Here is a 15,376-nt window from a genome sequence, read left to right as displayed (position 1 = left end):
CTGTCCTCCGTCGTCTCGATGGCCACCCCGGTCCGCACGGCGGGGATGACGGGCGTGTGCTCGCTCCTCGCTCGGGTACGGCGTGGGCCCCATCCTGCCGGTCCGGGCGCGGTTGCGCGACGGTCGGACACGCCGAGGGCGCCGTGGGGCACACCGCTGGGCGCGGACGGGACGGCCCGTCGGCCCGGCGCGGGACGGAAGGGGCCGGGCCGACGGGCTCAGAGCGCGGCCAGCTCCGCCAGCAGGGCCGCCGTGTCGGCCGGACGGGAGAACATCGGCCAGTGCCCGGTGGGCAGTTCGCGCAGCTCCCAGTTCGGCCCGGACATCCCGGCGAAGTACGGGTGCCCGGCGGCGATCAGCTCGCGAACCTGGGAGAGCGGGAAGGAGCAGGAGACCAGCGCCTGCGGCAGCGCGGCCCCGGCGCCGGTCAGCCGCAGCCGGTCCCGGAACGCCCCGGCCGGCTGCGCGGTGGCCCGGGAGCGGATGCGCGCGAGGGCGGCCCCGTCCAGCCCCGCCACGCTGGCGCCGTGCTCGGCCAGGTACTCCCAGGAGGGCATCGGGAGACGGCCGTCGACCAGCGAGGCCTCGGCCGTCCGCCGGTAGTCGGGCTCCCAGAGGTCCTGGACCGCGGAGCCGTCGATCAGCGGGCCGCTGTCCAGGTAGACCACCCGGTGGATCCGCTCCGGCATCCGGTCCGCGAGCCCGCCCACCGGGGCGCAGGCGCCGCTGTGCGCGACCAGGACGACGTCCGACAGGTCCTCCCGGACCAGCAGTGCGGCGAGGTCGGCGATGTGGTCCTCCAGCCCGAACTCGCCCGCCTCGACGGCGCGTTCGGCCACCCCGGGCAGGCTGACGGCGTACACGCGGTGCCCGGCCGCGCGCAGCGGCGCGGCCACCTCGTCCCAGGCCCAGGCGCCGATCCAGAATCCGGGGACCAGTACGAACGTGCTCATGGGGATCACTCCTTCGTCGGTGGGGATGCCGGGGGAGGCCTCGACGGGCCGGAGGCGTCGAGGGGCCCGTGGGAGGGCTTCGCCCCGCTGGGGCCTCCTCCACCGCCGACTCTAGGATCGGATCCGGACAGAAGTCGCCCGCATTTCCTCCGCGTCGTCCCCGCGCGTCCGGAGGGTGTCCGGACGGCGTCCGGAAGGGGCCGGCGGAAGAGGCGTCCGCAAGGGCGGCACGGAGTCGGCGAGGAGTCGGCACGGAGCCGGTTCGGAGCCGACGAGGAGACGGGAGGAACGCACGGTGGAGCACCCGGTCAGCCGTGTCCTCGCCCTGCTGGAACTGCTCCAGGACCGCCCCGGCCTGACCGGCGCCGAACTGGCCGCCCGGCTCGACGTGGACGAGCGCACCGTCCGCCGCTACGTTTCCCGGCTGGCCGAGCTCGGCATCCCCGTCCAGGCCGACCGGGGCCGCTACGGGGGCTACCGCCTGCGGCCCGGCTACCGGCTGCCGCCGCTGATGCTCAACCCGGAGGAGGCCGTCTCCGTCGTGCTCGGCCTGCTGGCCGGCCGCAGCTCCGGCCTGTCGGTGGGGGAGGAGGCCACCGGGACCGCCCTCGCCAAGATCCAGCGGGTGCTCCCGCCCTCGCTGCGCGACCGGGTCTCCGCCGTCGAGCAGACCCTGGGCCTCACCGCCGTCCGGGCCACCGGCCCGGGCCCGGCCGCCGCAGCGCTGTTCACCCTGGCCGAGGCGGCCCGCCGGCGGCGCCGGGTGCGGCTCGCCTACCGGGACCGCGAGGACCGGCCCAGTGAGCGCGAGTTCGACCCGTACGGGCTGGTCTTCCACTCCGGGCGCTGGTACACCACCGGCCTCGACCACCGGAGCGGCGAGCCGCGCACCTTCCGGCTGGACCGGATCACCCGGGTCGAGCAGGGAGAGTCGGGCTTCGAGCCGCCCGAGGACTTCGACCCGGTCCAGCGGGTGGTGGAGTCACTGGCCGGTGCGCCCTGGCGGCACCGGGTGGAGGTGGAGCTGGCGGTCGGCCTCGCCGAGGCCCGCCGCCGGCTTCCGCCCGCCGTCGGCACGCTCACCGAACTCGCCGAGGACCGCGTGCTGCTGCGGGCCCGGGCGCAGAACCTCGACGGCGTCGCGGTGCTGCTGGCCGGCCTGGGGTGGCCGTTCACCGTCCGGGAGCCCGCCGCGCTGCGCGCCGAGGTGCGGGCGCTCGCGGCCCGGCTCGCCGCCTGGGGCGCCGAACCGGCCTGAGCGGCCGCGGCCGGGTAGGGCGGGGGCCCGGGGAGACGGTGCTCCCCGGGCCCCGGCCCCCGGGCGTCCGGACCGGTACCGGCCGCGTCCGGATCAGGCCTGGCCGCCGGCCGCCCTCTCCTCGGCGACCTTGCGCTTCACATCGGCCATGTCCAGGTTGCGGGCCTGGTTGATCAGGTCCTCGAACACCGTCTCCGGCAGGGCGCCGGGCTGCGAGAAGACGAGTACGCCCTCGCGGACGATCGCCAGCGTCGGGATCGACTGGACCTCGAACGCGGCGGCCAGCTCGTGCTGCGCCTCGGTGTCCACCTTGGCGAAGACCAGGTCGGGGTGGCGCTCGGCCGCCTTCTCGAACACCGGGGCGAACTGGCGGCACGGCCCGCACCACCCGGCCCAGAAGTCGATGAAGACGAAGTCCTTGCCCTCCGGGCCCGGGACGATGTCGTCGAAGTTCTCCTTGGTCAGCTCGACCGTGCTGCTCATCTCGTGATTCCTTCCCTTCCGGAGGTGGCGGCTCAGACCGTCGCCCGGCACAACGGTGCCGGTCGGCGGCGTATTCCGGGGGAGTTGCGGGGGGCTCGGGGAACTCCCGGCGCCGGGGTTGAGCACTCGGCGGCCACCACCCGTACAGAAGGGTGTCCGGTCCGTCCCGACCCCTTCCCCCGCGGGAGGCACCCCATGCCCGCCACACTCCGCACCCGCCGGACCCTGGTCCTGACCGCCTCCGGCATCGCGGCCGCCGCCCTGATCGCCGGCTGCGGGTCATCCGGCGGCTCGTCGCACCCGTCGAGCAGCCCGAGCGCCCCGGCGGGAGTCACCATGCAGACCGCCCAGGACCCGAAGCTGGGCACGATCGTCACCGACAGCGCCGGCTTCACGCTCTACCGCTTCGACCAGGACCGGAACAGCCCGCCGGAGTCCTCCTGCAACGGCAGCTGCGCCGTCATCTGGCCGCCCGAGCACGCCAACGGCAACGTCACGGTGAAGGGCATCGACAGCAAGCTGGTCGGCACCGTCACCCGCGCCGACGGCACCAAGCAGGTCACCCTGAACGGCTGGCCGGCCTACCGCTACTCGCCGGACACCAAGCCCGGCGACACCAAGGGCCAGGGCGTCGGCGGCACCTGGTTCGCGCTGACCCCGAGCGGCGGCAGGGCGGGCACCGCGGCCGGTTCCCCGCAGATGCCCGGCACCCCGGCGCCCAGCACGCCGGCACCCAGCAACCCGATGCCCAGCACCCCGGGCTACTGACCGGTCCCGACCGCCCTCGACCGGGAGGCCCGGGTGCGCAACGATGAAGTGGTGACCGAGCAGCACCCCGTCGGACGCGCCGGCGGCCACGGTACGGCGGCGCCGGACGAGGAGTTGATGCGCGCCCTCTACCGGGAGCACGCCGGTCCGCTGTTCGGGTTCGTGCTCCACCTGGTCGCCGGGGACCGGCAGCGGGCCGAGGACGTGGTGCAGGAGACGCTGGTCCGCGCCTGGCGCAACATCCACCGGCTCGACCCGGAGGCCGGCTCACTGCGGCCCTGGCTGGTCACGGTCGCCCGGCGGATCGTGATCGACGGCCACCGCAGCGCCATGGCCCGGCCGCGGGAGGTGGACGCCGCGGTGCTGGAGCAGCTGCCCGCCGAGGAGGAGACCGACCGGGCCCTGCGGATGATGACCGTCGCGGACGCACTGGCCGACCTCTCGCCCGCGCACCGGGAGATCATCGTCGAGACCTACCTGAAGGGCCGCACGGCCGTCGAGGCGGCCGCCGAACTCGGCATCCCGGCCGGGACGGTGCGCTCGCGGGTGTTCTACGCGCTGCGCTCGCTCAGGCTCGCGCTGGAGGAACGGGGAGTGACATCGTGACCGGACACCCCGACCCGGACCCCGACCGGACGCCCGGCCCGCCGGGCGACGCCTCCGGCGCTCACCACCAGGCCTCCGGTGCACACCCCGAGGCCTCCGGCGCTCATCGCGGCAGCTCCGGAACACCTCGTGATCCCGTCGTCGGCCCGGAGCACGTGGACGTCGGCGCGTACGTCCTCGGCCTGCTGGAGCCCGCCGAGCACACCGCCTTCGAACAGCACCTCGCCGACTGCCCGCAGTGCGCCGAAAAGGTGGCCGAACTCGGCTCCGTGGAGCCGATGTTGGCCGAGTACTCGGCCACCGCGCGGGCGGCCGGAACGGACCCGGCCGGCTCCGCCCCGCAGCCGGGCCCGCAGCTGCTGGACCGACTGGTCGCCGAGGTCGGCACCACCCGGCGGCGGGGCCGGATCCGGCGACTGGTGCTGGCCCTGGCCGCGACCGCGATGGTGGCGGCCGGCCCCGCCGTCACCGCCGCGGTGCTCACCGCCGAGCACGCGCCCGCCGTGGTCGCGGTGGCCGAGCAGTTCAGCGCCACCGACCCGAGCACCGGCGCGCACGCCACCGTCGGCCTGGACGGCACCACCTGGGGCACCCGCGTGAGCCTGCAACTCTCCGGCGTCCAAGGCCCGTTGACGTGCCGGCTGGTCGCCGTCCCGCGCACCGGCGAGCAGCAGACGGTCACCAGCTGGTCCGTCCCCGCGAGCGGTTACGGGGGCGGGGACGGCACCGTGCGCACCACCGGTGGGGCGGCCCTCCAGCCCGGGGACATCGACCACTTCGAGGTCCGGGTCCAGGACAGCGGCGCGCTACTGGTCGCGGTCCCGGCGCACCACACCTGACTCCAGGTCGACCGTGTACGACTCCAGCCGCTCCACCCGGGCCGTGCCCCGCACGCCCGGCCAGTGCGGGCTCGGCTCGCCGGAGCCGGTCATGTGCTCCCGCCGCCAGGTCCGGCTCCAGCCGACCCGCAGCGCGGGCTCGAAGCTGTGCCGCCGGTACGGCGGGAGCACGGCGTCGTGCACCCGGGCCCGGTGGGTGTGGAAGCTGGTCATGACGGAAGCTCCGGGGCCGGCTCCAGGTCCAGTGCCCGGGCGAGCGCGGCGGTGACGGCGGCGGCGTGCTCGGGCAGCTGCTGCCCGGCCCAGCGCGCGGCCAGGGCGAGGAAGTCCCGCAGGTCCCGCTCGACTCCGGCGAGCAGCCGGCGCAGTTCGTCCACCGGCAGCTCGATCACCGGGCCCTCGCCGTTCTCGGCGTTCTGGGTCAGCCGGACGACCCGGCCGACGCACTCGGCCCGGGCGTCGGGGTCGTGCCCGAACCAGGCCGTGCCGGAGCCGTCCGTGACGTTCAGCCACTCGCGCCAGTCCTCCAGGCCGTTGCAGCAGCCCGGTTCGAAGACGGCGCCGGTGACGGAGTCGGTCACCACCAGGCCGCCGGGGGCGTACGGGTGCGACTCGGTGAGCAGCCCGTGCAGGAAGCCGCCCAGCGGGTCCGCCGGGCGCGGCCCGCGCTCCTCGGCCTGCTCGGATTCGGGCTCGACGTCGTTGCAGTCGGCCAGCCGCCACACCGCCGTACCGACCTCGGCCGCCGTCCGCCGCCCGTTCAGCGTGAGGCTCCCGTACGGCTCGTGGCTGCCCGTCGGCCAGAGCGCGAAGCCGTCGGGGGCGAAGATCTCCAGGACCGGTCGTATCGACATCATCCGCCGATCATCCCGAACGGACCACCGCCCCGACGAGCGGATTTACCCACAGCCCGCCCGCCGTCCGGCCGGCCCGCGCCGTGCTCCGGGTCGGTGCGCGTGCGCAGTGGTGGGTGAAGGTGCGTCGGGTGAGTGGGGGCGGCCGGTGCTCAGCCGGCCCGGGCCGCGATCCGGGCCAGGACGCGGCCGCAGTGGTGGGCGAAGGCGCGTTGGGCGAGGGGGAGCAGGGGGCCGGCGAGCCGGGCGTACCGGGCGACCGGTCGGCTGAAGGCGGTGACGGAGAACCGGACCCCGCCGTCCGGGGTCAGCTCGACCAGGAAGGTCTCCTCGCCCCGGGCCAGGTGCCCGGTCCTGGTCCCGTAGGTGAAGCCGTACCGGTCCGGGCCGTCGACCGCGGCCAGCACCCGGTTGGGGGCGCCGGCCCGCAGCGGGCCGAGGCCGATGGCGCACCGCACGGCGACGCCGGGGGCGGCCCGGTCGGCCGCCGCGTCGATCCGGACGCCCGCGAGCCGGTGCATCCGCCAGTCGAGCAGGGCGGCGCCGGCGGCCTCCAGCGCGGGGCGGCCGTGGCCGATGAGTGCGCTGTGCCGCAGGTGGTTGTAGCCGGCGGGCAGCTCGCCGGTGTGGCTGGCGCCCTGCTCGGGGTAGCTGTAGTCGTTCATCGAGCGGTCTCCGTTGCATCGGTCCCGGCCGCGGCGGTCGGGTTCATGGCGGTCCGTTCCGCGGCAGTGCGGTCCACGGCGGTCCGGCCCGCGGCAGTCCGATCAGCCGCGATCCGGCGCCAGGCGAGCAGGGCGCAGAGCGCGAAGCCGAGCGCGTTGCCGACGCCGTGGGTGGCGGCCATCCAGGTCAGGGTCGGGTGGGGGAGTCCGGCGGCCCGGCCGAGTGCCCACCAGAGGGCGAGCAGCATGGTGAGCGCGAGGACGGCCGAGGAGGCGGCGAGCAGCCGGGCGGTGACGGGATCGCCGCTGCGGGGCCGCAGTTCGCGCCAGGTGACCAGGCCGACCAGCCACATTCCGGTGGTCAGTACGGCGGCCCCGGCGAACTGCCACCAGTTGCCGAGGAAGTATCCGGCCAGCACCAGCAGGGTGCCCGCCGGGACGCTGAGCGCCGCGCAGCGGGCCGCGGCCGAGCCCGGGCGGGCGGCGCGGCAGACCAGTCCGGCGACCAGGGCGGCGGTGAACCCGGCGTAGTGGAAGTGCGGCACGGTGAGTGCCAGGATGTGCGGTTCGAAGCCGAACAGCGGGTAGCCGGAGCGTTCGGCGACGAGGGCGACCCCGGCCACCGAGGGCGCGGCGAGTGCGGTGAGCACCGCGATCTCGGCGGGCGCGAGCGAGCGGGTGCGGGCCAGCCGCAGCGGCGCGTGCAGGGCGACGGCCAGGGTGCCGAGCGCGTAGAGCAGGGCGCAGCCGGTGGCCGGACCGCCGCGGGGCAGCCAGAGCGAGAGCGCGCCGGGTACGGCGACGAGCGGCCAGAGCCGGCGGATCCGGGTGAGCCCGGGCTCGTCGACGAGGGCGAGGCCGAGCGGGACGACGGCGCCCATGCCGAGCAGGATCAGCAGGTCGACCAGCTCCGTGGTGCCCTTTCCCATCGCGGGCACACCCCCTTGAACGTGTTCAAATGGCTTGCGTCGCCGACTCTACGCGGCCGAGTTGAACGCGTTCAACTCGGCCCCGGATGTTGCCCCCCGTCGGGCTGGCCTGGTGTTCACCGTGGGTGCGGCGCACTCTGGAGGAGTAACCGATGGAGGTGATCCGCCATGCAGACTCTGGTCGGTTGGCACATCGAGATGGAGTTCCGCGAAGAGGGGCCGCGGACCAGCGCCGCCGCACTGCTGCGGCTCGGCGACGGGAGCGAACTGCGCGCCCACGGCTACAGCAGCCGCCACCCCTCCGACCCGGAGCAGCTGAGGGTCGGTGAGGAGATCGCGGGGGCCCGCGCGCTCAACGAGCTCGCCTCGCAGCTGCTCACCAAGGCCCACGGCGAGATCCAGGAGGTCAGCCCGGTCCCGACGCATCCGCTGTCCTGACTTCCGGCCCGCAGGCCCCGGCCCGCAGGCCCCGGGCCCGTCCCGGCGTCCCCGACGCCCTGCCCGCCGCCGTGACCTCCCACCCGCCGTCGTGAACGGCTTCGGAAGCGCCGAGCGCCGGGGCCGCCCTTTTCCGGGGCCCCGGCACTCCGTGGGGATCGGCGGCCCGTCGGGTGACGCGGTCCGTCAGTTGACGCAGTAGCCGCTCGGCGGCTGCCAGTCCGGACCGACCAGCCGCTGTTCCAGTTCGTTCAGCGTGATCCGGATGCCGACCGTTCCGGCCAGCCCCACCCGGAACCGGCTGCGGGCCAGCACGACCAGCGCCGTCAGGCCGTACTTGTTGATCAGCGAGGTGCGGTAGCGGGCGGTGTCGTCGGCGTCGCAGAGCCGCGCCCGGGCGGGGACCGGGCGGCCGGTGGGGCGCCCGTGGGCGTCGCAGGGGCCGATCAGCACCCGGGGGTGGCGGCGGATCCGTTCGGCCTCGCCGGAGTGGGCCGGGGCCCAGACCCCGAGGGCCGTGCCGTCGGGCACCACCCAGAGCTGCGATTCCATCCGGCTGCCGTCCTCGCCGAAGGTGGTGAGCAGGAGGTACTTGCTGTCGGCGAGCCGGTCGGTTCGGTGGTGCACCTGTCCTCCCTGTGCCATCGGGGGTGCGGGTCAGTGCCCGTGGCCCTCGGTGATCTCGCGGAACTCCTCGGCGGTGGGCTTGGGGATCCGGCTGCCCTCGCCGTGGAACCCGCGGGAGAGCCGGGTCCGGGTGCGGGTGAGCACACCGGCCGGGCGGGCCACTCCATTCTCGTCCACCGGGGCGGGCAGTTCGAGGGGGCGGGGCTGTTCGTGCGCCGTGAGCCGGTGCAGTTCCTGCGGCGAGAGCCGGGCGTGCACCTCGGTGAACTCGCCGTGCGGCAGGCGCTTGACGATGCCGGTCTCGCGCCCGTGCAGCACCTTGTCGCGGTCCCGGCGCTGGAGGCCCAGGCACCAGCGCTTGGTGATGACGAAGACGGCGACCGGGACGGCGAAGAAGCCGACGCGGGCGGCGTAGGTGATGGAGTTGAGCGACAGGTGCAGGTGGGTGGCGATCAGGTCGTTGCCGCCGGCCACCAGTGCCACCAGGTAGACGCTGATCCAGGCGGCGCCGAGCGCGGTGCGGACGGGCGCGTTGCGCGGCCGGTCGAGCAGGTGGTGCTCCCGCTTGTCGTCGGTCACCCAGCCCTCCAGGAACGGGTAGGCGGCGATGGCGCCCAGGACCAGCGGGAACAGCGCGAACGGGATGAGCACCCCGAGGTTGAGGGTGTGCCCCCACAGCCCGACCTCCCAGCCGGGCATGATCCGGATCAGGCCTTCGGCGAAGCCCATGTACCAGTCGGGCTGGGCGTCGGTGGAGACCTGGTCCGGCCGGTACGGGCCGTACGCCCAGATCGGGTTGACGGTCGCGATCGCGGCCACCAGTGCGATGATGCCGAAGACCAGGAAGAAGAAGCCGCCGGCCTTGGCCAGGTAGACCGGCATCAGCGGCATGCCGACGACGTTCTTCTCGGTCCTGCCGGGGCCCGCCCACTGGGTGTGCTTGTGGTGGAAGACCAGGATCAGGTGCGCCACCAGCAGGCCGAGCATGATGCCCGGGATCAGCAGCACGTGGATGGTGAAGAAGCGCGGCACGATGTCGTGGCCGGGGAACTCGCCGCCGAACAGGAACATCTGGATGTACGTGCCGACCAGCGGGACGGCGAGGATCGAGCCCTCGATGAACCGGATGCCGGTGCCGGAGAGCAGGTCGTCCGGGAGCGAGTAGCCGAAGAAGCCGTCCAGCATGCCGAGGAAGAGCAGCAGGAAGCCGAAGACCCAGTTGATCTCGCGCGGCTTGCGGAACGCGCCGGTGAAGAACACCCGCATCATGTGGACGAACATGGCGGCGACGAAGACGATCGCCGCCCAGTGGTGGATCTGGCGGATCAGCAGACCGCCGCGGACCTCGAAGCTGATGTCCACCGTGGAGGCGTAGGCCTCCGACATCGGGACGCCCTTGAGCGGGACGTACGAGCCCGCGTAGACCACCTCGCCCATGCTGGGCTTGAAGAACAGCGTCAGCCAGACACCGGTCAGGATGATGATCAGGAAGGTGTAGAGGCAGATCTCGCCCAGCATGAAGGACCAGTGGTCCGGGAAGATCTTCCGCAGGTTCGCCCTGGCCAGGGAGTGGATCCCCAGCCGGCCGTCCGCCCAGTCGGCGGCCCGCTGCCCCCGCCCAGGGCTCTGATTCCGGGTCATGTGCACGCACCTCGGTCCGAAGGAAACGGGGAGGAGTCCCCGATTCGCACTGAGGGCCACCATAATCGGGGAGTGATCCCCACTTCTACCCCGGGGTCCTTGGCGGCTCCCCGGAGCCGTTCGGGGCCCCGGCCCCCGGTCACCTGGCTCCGCGGCCCCGAACGGCGAGCGGCCCGTCCGGTGTCCTGGAGGACACCGGACGGGCCGCGTACGCACCCGAGCAAACCCCCGGCCGTCAGTGCACCAGCACCGGCACCTCGTTCTCCTTCGCCGCGCCCGTGTCCGAGCCCGCCGCGGCACCCGGCCGGCCGGCGTTGACGAAGGTGAAGGCGACCGCGGCGGCCGCCACCAGAATCCCGAAGGACACCCAGATCGCGGTCGAGAAGCCGTGCACCATGCCCTGGAACTGGAACGCCTTGGCGGCCTCCGGCGAGGTGGCCGCCGCGGTGGCGTGCGCGGCCAGCCACCCGGTGGTCGCGCTGGCCGCGATGGTGTTCAGCAGCGCGGTGCCGATGGCGCCGCCGACCTGCTGCGAGGTGTTGACCATGGCCGAGGCCACGCCCGCGTCGCGCGGCTGGACGCCGTGGGTGGCGAGGCTCATGGCCGGCATGAACGCGGTGCCCATGCCGAGGCCCATCAGGACCAGGCCGGGCAGGATCAGCGCCGGGTACGAGGTGTCCACGCCGATGTGGGCCAGCAGGAACATGCCGACCGAGGCGACCAGGAAGCCGGGCGCCATCAGGTAGCGCGCGGGGACCCTGGTCATCAGCCGGGCGCCGATCTGGGTCGAGCCGGTGATCATGCCCGCCACCATCGGCAGGAAGGCGACGCCGGTCAGCACCGGGCTGTAGCCGAGCACGATCTGCAGGTAGTAGGTCAGGAAGAGGAACAGACCGAACATGCCGATCACGGCCATGCCCAGCGACAGGTACACCCCGCCGCGGTTGCGGTCGAGCACCACGCGCAGCGGCAGCAGCGGGGCCTTGACCCGGCGCTCCACCAGCACGAAGGCGGTCAGCAGCACGGCGGCCGCGACGAACAGCCCGATGGTGCTGCCGGACGACCAGCCGTCGGACTCGGCGCGGGTGAAGCCGTAGACCAGCGCGACCAGGCCGGTGGTCACCAGCAGCACGCCGGGGACGTCCAGCCGGTTGCGGTTGCGGCCCTCGGCGGGCTCGCGGATCACCAGCACGGCGCCCGCGGCGGCCACGATGGCGAACGGGATGTTGACGAAGAAGGTCCAGCGCCAGTTCATGTACTCGGTGAGCAGGCCGCCGAGGATCAGACCGATGGCGCCGCCGCCACCGGCGATCGCGCCGTAGATGCCGAAGGCCTTGGCGCGCTCACGCGCCTCGGTGAAGCTCACCGCGAGCAGCGACAGCGCGGCCGGCGCGAGCAGCGCGCCGAACACGCCCTGGAGCGCGCGGGCGCCGAGCAGCATCGCGGTGTTGGCCGCGGCGCCGCCGAGCGCGGAGGCGAGGGCGAAGCCGGTCAGGCCGACGATGAAGGTCCGCTTGCGGCCCCAGAGGTCCGCGATCCGGCCGCCGAACAGCAGCAGGCCGCCGAAGGCCAGCGCGTAGGCGGTGATCACCCACTGGCGGTTTCCGTCGGAGATGCCCAGGTCGCGCTGCGCGGACGGCAGGGCGATGTTCACGATGGTGGCGTCGAGGACGACCATCAGCTGGGCGAGCCCGATGAATATCAGGGCCTTCCAGCGCCGGGGATCGGGCAGCGTCGCCGGTCGGGCGTCGGTTTGAGGCATGGGGGTACTCACTTCACGGTGCGTGTGGTGTGCGTGAACGGTCGAGTGCCGTACGGGAACGGCGGGTTGCCGCACGGGGAAGGTGCGGTGAAAGGGTGTGCCGGGGCGCGACAGGGCGCCGTCGGGCGGTCGGTCCTGGTGGTCGGGTCAGTTCTGGGGCTGGAAGTCCTCGAAGGTCGCGGCCCGGCCGGGCAGCACCGAAGCGGCCGGCGCGCGCAGGCCGTCCAGGAAGATCTGCAGGTGCCGGTGGACGAAGTCGTCGAGCAGTCGGCAGGCGGTGTTCGGCAGTGGCCGGGTCAGCTGGCTCATCGCGATGAACAGGTCACCGTGGTCGACGTCCGACCGTAGCTCGCCCGCGGCCCGGGCGCGCTCCATCAGCCCGCCCACGGCGGCCTGCAGGCGCTCCCGGATCTCGGTCAACTCCGGGTCGAACGGGTCGACATGGTTGCTGAACAGGGTGCAGAGACCGCCGACCTTCTCCCCGACGGACGCGTGCGCGAACCGCTGGAGGGCGTCGAACGGGCCGCCGCCGTCAGGAGCGTCCGCCTCGGCCGTCGCCGTCTCGGCGAGGGCCAGGATACGGTTCTTGACGAGCACCGCCACCTCGTGGATCAGCGCCACCCGGTCCGGGAAGTTCCGGTACAGCGTGGCATTGCCGACCCCCGCCCGCTTCGCGATCTCGTCCAGCGGTGCGTCCGCACCGTGCTCGACGAACGCGTCCCGGGCCGCCAGTACGATCCGCTCCCGGTTCCGGCTCGCGTCCGCACGCAACTTCGGCGTACGCGCGCTCCCGGCGGGACGGACCGACTCGGCGGTGGTGGCCACGACGACTGCTCCTCATCAGGATACCGGGGAAATTCTCCCCGCTTCTTCCAACGTACTCGCAAACGGGGAATCCGTCCCCGGAATTTCCGCCCCCCATGTGACCTGCGTCATACGAGGGGTGCCTCGGCCGGCTGGGCTGTGATCGAAGCCGAGCGGCCCGTGACCACCCGCCGGGACCTCGTTGGCCCGAAGGGTGTCCAGGAGAAGGAGGGGCCCGTGACTGTGATCTCCGAGCGCCCGCAGATGCTGCCCGAGCAGTTCGTTCCGCTACGAGACGGTCCACACCCTCCCCTTCGGCAAGGCCGTCCAGCTGCCCGACCCGGTGGGCATCTCCCTGGACACCGAGCCCCTCAAGAACTGGGTGCGCTGATCCCGGGCATGGCGTCCCCGGGGCGGTGCGGGTGGCGGCCTAGGCTGTGGGCGTCCCGGGCGGCCGGTGGGCCGTGGGAGTCGGGAGGGGCCCGGCGGCCGGGTGGGCGAGGAGGTTCGCGATGGGCAGCGGTGAGACGGCCGCCAGGGTGCGCTGTGTGGCGGCCGTACCGTGCTGGGTGAGCCTGATGGCCCGGGACCTGGACGACGCCGAGGAGTTCTACGGGCCCCTGCTCGGCTGGGAGTTCGAGCCCGGGCCGGACCGCTTCGGCCCGTACGTGCACGCGGTGACCGGCGGGGAGGCGGTGGCCGGGCTGGGCGTCGCCGGCTTCGGGGCGATCCCGGTCGCGTGGACCAGCTACTTCGGGACGGAGAGCGCCGACGCCGCCGCCGACGCGGTGCGCGAGCGCGGCGCGACGCTGGCGGTCGGCCCGCTGACCTTCGACGCCGGACGGGTGGCCTTCGCGGCGGACCCGGCGGGCGCGGTGTTCGGCATCTGGGAGGGCCCGCCGGGCCGGGCCCGGAAGCTGGACGTGCCCGGCGCGCCGGTCTGGATCGAGCTGCGCACCCCGGACCCGTTCGCGGCGGCACTGTTCTACGGCGAGGTGTTCCGCTGGGACGGCCGGGACCCGGAGCGCTTCGACGTCCGCTGGGAGCACGACCGGGTGGTGCTGCGCGCCGAGGGCCACAGCGTCGCGGCGCTGGCCAAGGAACAGGCGGGCGGCCCGGCCGGGATGCCGCCGCACTGGGAGGTGTCCTTCGCCGTCCCGGACACCGACCGGGCGCTGGCCCGGGCCGTGGAGCTGGGCGGCGGCGCGCTCGGGCCGGTCTTCGACTCCCCGTACGGGCGGGTGGCCCGGCTGCGGGACCGCGAGGGCGCCCGGTTCGCGGTGATCGGCCCGAAGGACTGATCGGCCAGGAGAATCGATCGGCCCGGGGCCTGATCAGCCCGGGGAGTCCAGCTCGGCCCGGTCCGCCCGCAGCCGGTCGCCCAGCGCGGTGCGGGCCGCCGCCGGCAGGGCCTTGCGGGCGGCCGGGAAGAGTTGCTCCTCCTCGTCGCGCAGATGCCGGCGCAGGGTTTCGGCGAGGCCGCGCAGCAGGGTGCCGAGGGCCGGGTCGGCGGGTCCGAGCCCCTGGAGGTCGGCGAGGTACTGCCCGATCGCCAGGTGGTCGTGGATGCTGCGGAAGACCAGCGCCCCGCCGTCGGGCACGTCGTGCTGCACCACGGGGAAGAGGTGCTCCTCCTCGGCGGCGCAGTGGGTGAACAGCAGGTCGGTCAGCCGGGCGAGCAGCTCGCCGCGCCCGGGGTCGTCGGCCGGTGCGGCCTCGATCCGGTCGAGCAGCTCGATCGCCGCCCGGTGGTCGGCGGTGAACTCGCCGAGGATGTCAGGCCTGCGGCTCATGGCCCGCCCGCCTCTCGCACGGAAGACTTCCCCCGTCGCCTTCCAGTATCCGGCGCCGGCCCGTTCACCCGGAGGCGCGCCCGTTCACGCGCGGGCGCGGCCGGTCACGCGGAGTCGCGCCCGCCCGCCCGGAGACGCCGCCGTCCGCCCTGCGCGCCGCAGCCCGGTCATCCGCCGTCGCGTATCCCGGTCACCCGCCGTCGTGCGATCCGGTCACCCTCCGTGCCGCCGCCCGGTCACCCGCAGCCCGGTCACCCGCCGTCCTGCCGCCCGGCGAGGGCGAGCAGCCGGGTCTGCGGTCCGGCGTCCTCGGGCACCGGCACCGGCGGGTCGAAGAGCCCGCTGCCGGAGAGGTCCCCGTACCCGGCGAACTCGCCGAGCGCGAACCCGACGAGCCCGTCCGGGAGCCGGGTGAGCCGTCCGATGCCCTCGGCGAGGTCCCAGGAGTGGATCACCAGGTCGGTGGTGAGCTGGTCCAGGTAGTACTGGCCGGAGGTGTCGCCGAAGGAGAGGTGGACGGTCAGCTCGGTGGCGCCGGGGACGGCCCAGGCCTCCCGGGCGGCCTCGGCGGCGTCGGTCCAGGCGGTGACCGGGTCGTCGCCGAGCACGTCGCCGTCGAAGCGTCCGCCGACCTCGCCGACGGTGGCGCCCATCAGCAGTTCGGGTACCCAGAGCTGCTCGCCGGTGAGGTGGTTGACCAGGTCGCGGACGGACCAGTCGCTGCACGGCGTGGGGGAGTCCCACTGGCCGGGGGTGATGAGCCGGACGCGCTCGCCGAAGGCGTCCAGCGCCTCGGGGTACGGGGTGCCGGTCCGCGCCTCCCGTCGGTGGTGCCTGTGTTGAGCCATGCCTCCACCCTCTCCGGCCCGGACGGGCTCCGCGAGTCGCCGACGATCCGTCAGTTGTTCAAATTCGAACTTCGCGGTACGGTCGAAGAGCGGCGGTTCAAATTTGAA

Annotated in this window: 18 protein-coding genes and 1 pseudogene; 7 read left to right on the top strand and 12 right to left on the bottom strand. The window is 74.1% G+C overall.

All coding sequences use genetic code 11. From position 1 onward, the window contains the following. Nucleotides 1–218: 218 nt before the first annotated feature. On the bottom strand, nucleotides 219–953 hold the full coding sequence (locus tag ACZ6EM_RS33105) for an alpha/beta fold hydrolase (protein ID WP_452177195.1): 735 nt from the start codon (nucleotides 951–953) through the stop codon (nucleotides 219–221). 295 nt (nucleotides 954–1,248) lie between these two features. Between ACZ6EM_RS33105 and ACZ6EM_RS33100 the strand changes: the two genes are divergently transcribed. Beyond that, on the top strand, nucleotides 1,249–2,211 hold the full coding sequence (locus ACZ6EM_RS33100; protein ID WP_465773986.1) for a helix-turn-helix transcriptional regulator: 963 nt from the start codon (nucleotides 1,249–1,251) through the stop codon (nucleotides 2,209–2,211). Nucleotides 2,212–2,304: 93 nt separating this feature from the next. On the opposite strand, the gene ACZ6EM_RS33095 is transcribed toward ACZ6EM_RS33100, so the two are convergent. Continuing rightward, nucleotides 2,305–2,694 carry a thioredoxin family protein gene (locus ACZ6EM_RS33095; RefSeq protein ID WP_359900171.1) on the bottom strand — a complete coding sequence of 130 codons (390 nt, stop codon included), beginning with the start codon at nucleotides 2,692–2,694 and terminating at the stop codon, nucleotides 2,305–2,307. Nucleotides 2,695–2,889: 195 nt separating this feature from the next. Here ACZ6EM_RS33095 and ACZ6EM_RS33090 point away from each other — a divergent pair, with 195 nt between their 5' ends. From ACZ6EM_RS33090 to ACZ6EM_RS33080, 3 genes are read left to right on the top strand one after another with little or no spacing between them, the layout of a single operon-like run. Next, nucleotides 2,890–3,462 (top strand): hypothetical protein, encoded by a 573-nt coding sequence (locus ACZ6EM_RS33090; RefSeq protein ID WP_401054815.1) that lies wholly within the window; start codon nucleotides 2,890–2,892, stop codon nucleotides 3,460–3,462. A gap of 48 nt (nucleotides 3,463–3,510) precedes the next feature. Beyond that, nucleotides 3,511–4,068, top strand: a complete 558-nt coding sequence (locus ACZ6EM_RS33085) for a sigma-70 family RNA polymerase sigma factor (protein WP_465774004.1) — start codon at nucleotides 3,511–3,513, stop codon at nucleotides 4,066–4,068. Beyond that, nucleotides 4,065–4,907 (top strand): zf-HC2 domain-containing protein, encoded by an 843-nt coding sequence (locus ACZ6EM_RS33080; RefSeq protein WP_465773985.1) that lies wholly within the window; start codon nucleotides 4,065–4,067, stop codon nucleotides 4,905–4,907. Before ACZ6EM_RS33085 ends, ACZ6EM_RS33080 begins: the two co-directional genes overlap by 4 nt. On the opposite strand, the gene ACZ6EM_RS33075 is transcribed toward ACZ6EM_RS33080, so the two are convergent. The 4 genes from ACZ6EM_RS33075 to ACZ6EM_RS33060 form a co-directional block, all read right to left on the bottom strand. Further along, nucleotides 4,875–5,120, bottom strand: coding sequence for a hypothetical protein (locus tag ACZ6EM_RS33075; RefSeq protein ID WP_401054812.1), 246 nt, complete (start codon nucleotides 5,118–5,120; stop codon nucleotides 4,875–4,877). The two genes, ACZ6EM_RS33080 and ACZ6EM_RS33075, sit on opposite strands and share 33 nt — an antisense overlap. Continuing rightward, nucleotides 5,117–5,764, bottom strand: coding sequence for a hypothetical protein (locus ACZ6EM_RS33070; protein WP_401054810.1), 648 nt, complete (start codon nucleotides 5,762–5,764; stop codon nucleotides 5,117–5,119). The genes ACZ6EM_RS33075 and ACZ6EM_RS33070 overlap by 4 nt, the downstream gene beginning before the upstream one ends. A 149-nt stretch (nucleotides 5,765–5,913) precedes the next feature. Next, nucleotides 5,914–6,426, bottom strand: coding sequence for a DUF1990 family protein (locus ACZ6EM_RS33065; RefSeq protein ID WP_465773984.1), 513 nt, complete (start codon nucleotides 6,424–6,426; stop codon nucleotides 5,914–5,916). Then, the gene (locus ACZ6EM_RS33060; RefSeq protein WP_465773983.1) at nucleotides 6,423–7,355 is read right to left on the bottom strand and encodes a YndJ family protein; all 933 of its coding nucleotides are present in this window, start codon (nucleotides 7,353–7,355) and stop codon (nucleotides 6,423–6,425) included. The genes ACZ6EM_RS33065 and ACZ6EM_RS33060 overlap by 4 nt, the downstream gene beginning before the upstream one ends. Before the next feature lie 168 nt (nucleotides 7,356–7,523). Here ACZ6EM_RS33060 and ACZ6EM_RS33055 point away from each other — a divergent pair, with 168 nt between their 5' ends. Next, a complete protein-coding gene (locus tag ACZ6EM_RS33055; protein ID WP_359900185.1) occupies nucleotides 7,524–7,793 on the top strand; it encodes a DUF1876 domain-containing protein in 270 nt (89 codons plus the stop codon). Nucleotides 7,794–7,979: 186 nt separating this feature from the next. Here ACZ6EM_RS33055 and ACZ6EM_RS33050 read toward each other — a convergent pair whose 3' ends face one another. The 4 genes from ACZ6EM_RS33050 to ACZ6EM_RS33035 form a co-directional block, all read right to left on the bottom strand. Next, a complete protein-coding gene (locus tag ACZ6EM_RS33050) occupies nucleotides 7,980–8,420 on the bottom strand; it encodes a PPOX class F420-dependent oxidoreductase (RefSeq protein WP_380538840.1) in 441 nt (146 codons plus the stop codon). Nucleotides 8,421–8,450: 30 nt separating this feature from the next. Then, complete coding sequence (gene qcrB, locus ACZ6EM_RS33045; RefSeq protein ID WP_401053798.1) at nucleotides 8,451–10,061, bottom strand: cytochrome bc1 complex cytochrome b subunit; 1,611 nt, start codon at nucleotides 10,059–10,061, stop codon at nucleotides 8,451–8,453. Nucleotides 10,062–10,296: 235 nt separating this feature from the next. Continuing rightward, nucleotides 10,297–11,823, bottom strand: a complete 1,527-nt coding sequence (locus ACZ6EM_RS33040) for an MFS transporter (protein WP_465773982.1) — start codon at nucleotides 11,821–11,823, stop codon at nucleotides 10,297–10,299. Nucleotides 11,824–11,970: 147 nt separating this feature from the next. Then, nucleotides 11,971–12,648 carry a TetR/AcrR family transcriptional regulator gene (locus ACZ6EM_RS33035; protein ID WP_401051035.1) on the bottom strand — a complete coding sequence of 226 codons (678 nt, stop codon included), beginning with the start codon at nucleotides 12,646–12,648 and terminating at the stop codon, nucleotides 11,971–11,973. A 265-nt stretch (nucleotides 12,649–12,913) separates the two neighbouring features. Between ACZ6EM_RS33035 and ACZ6EM_RS33030 the strand changes: the two are divergent. Together ACZ6EM_RS33030 and ACZ6EM_RS33025 are read left to right on the top strand one after the other, a co-directional pair. After that, nucleotides 12,914–13,018: pseudogene (locus ACZ6EM_RS33030) on the top strand (Uma2 family endonuclease); the annotation flags it as partial. Nucleotides 13,019–13,139: 121 nt separating this feature from the next. Continuing rightward, nucleotides 13,140–13,928 (top strand): VOC family protein, encoded by a 789-nt coding sequence (locus ACZ6EM_RS33025; RefSeq protein ID WP_359912392.1) that lies wholly within the window; start codon nucleotides 13,140–13,142, stop codon nucleotides 13,926–13,928. 33 nt (nucleotides 13,929–13,961) lie between these two features. Here the strand turns inward: ACZ6EM_RS33025 and ACZ6EM_RS33020 are convergent, their stop codons facing one another. Then, complete coding sequence (locus ACZ6EM_RS33020) at nucleotides 13,962–14,420, bottom strand: hemerythrin domain-containing protein (RefSeq protein ID WP_452180192.1); 459 nt, start codon at nucleotides 14,418–14,420, stop codon at nucleotides 13,962–13,964. Between the two features lie 251 nt (nucleotides 14,421–14,671). Then, nucleotides 14,672–15,268 (bottom strand): TIGR03086 family metal-binding protein, encoded by a 597-nt coding sequence (locus tag ACZ6EM_RS33015; RefSeq protein WP_401051040.1) that lies wholly within the window; start codon nucleotides 15,266–15,268, stop codon nucleotides 14,672–14,674. Between the last annotated feature and the right edge of the window lie 108 nt (nucleotides 15,269–15,376).

The sequence above is a fragment of the Kitasatospora sp. NPDC041917 genome (assembly GCF_055589745.1).
Note: the sequence above shows the minus strand (reverse complement) of the source record. Positions and strands in the feature narration are given on the sequence as shown.

What these genes read in the sequence shown, in the direction of transcription:
- ACZ6EM_RS33105 (WP_452177195.1), bottom strand. Translation starts at nt 953, where the DNA reads ATGAGCACGTTCGTACTGGTCCCCGGATTCTGGATCGGCGCCTGGGCC.
- ACZ6EM_RS33095 (WP_359900171.1), bottom strand. Translation starts at nt 2,694, where the DNA reads ATGAGCAGCACGGTCGAGCTGACCAAGGAGAACTTCGACGACATCGTC.
- ACZ6EM_RS33090 (WP_401054815.1), top strand. Translation starts at nt 2,890, where the DNA reads ATGCCCGCCACACTCCGCACCCGCCGGACCCTGGTCCTGACCGCCTCC.
- ACZ6EM_RS33075 (WP_401054812.1), bottom strand. Translation starts at nt 5,120, where the DNA reads ATGACCAGCTTCCACACCCACCGGGCCCGGGTGCACGACGCCGTGCTC.
- ACZ6EM_RS33070 (WP_401054810.1), bottom strand. Translation starts at nt 5,764, where the DNA reads ATGATGTCGATACGACCGGTCCTGGAGATCTTCGCCCCCGACGGCTTC.
- ACZ6EM_RS33065 (WP_465773984.1), bottom strand. Translation starts at nt 6,426, where the DNA reads ATGAACGACTACAGCTACCCCGAGCAGGGCGCCAGCCACACCGGCGAG.
- ACZ6EM_RS33060 (WP_465773983.1), bottom strand. Translation starts at nt 7,355, where the DNA reads ATGGGAAAGGGCACCACGGAGCTGGTCGACCTGCTGATCCTGCTCGGC.
- ACZ6EM_RS33055 (WP_359900185.1), top strand. Translation starts at nt 7,524, where the DNA reads ATGCAGACTCTGGTCGGTTGGCACATCGAGATGGAGTTCCGCGAAGAG.
- qcrB (WP_401053798.1), bottom strand. Translation starts at nt 10,061, where the DNA reads ATGACCCGGAATCAGAGCCCTGGGCGGGGGCAGCGGGCCGCCGACTGG.
- ACZ6EM_RS33040 (WP_465773982.1), bottom strand. Translation starts at nt 11,823, where the DNA reads ATGCCTCAAACCGACGCCCGACCGGCGACGCTGCCCGATCCCCGGCGC.
- ACZ6EM_RS33025 (WP_359912392.1), top strand. Translation starts at nt 13,140, where the DNA reads ATGGGCAGCGGTGAGACGGCCGCCAGGGTGCGCTGTGTGGCGGCCGTA.
- ACZ6EM_RS33020 (WP_452180192.1), bottom strand. Translation starts at nt 14,420, where the DNA reads ATGAGCCGCAGGCCTGACATCCTCGGCGAGTTCACCGCCGACCACCGG.
- ACZ6EM_RS33015 (WP_401051040.1), bottom strand. Translation starts at nt 15,268, where the DNA reads ATGGCTCAACACAGGCACCACCGACGGGAGGCGCGGACCGGCACCCCG.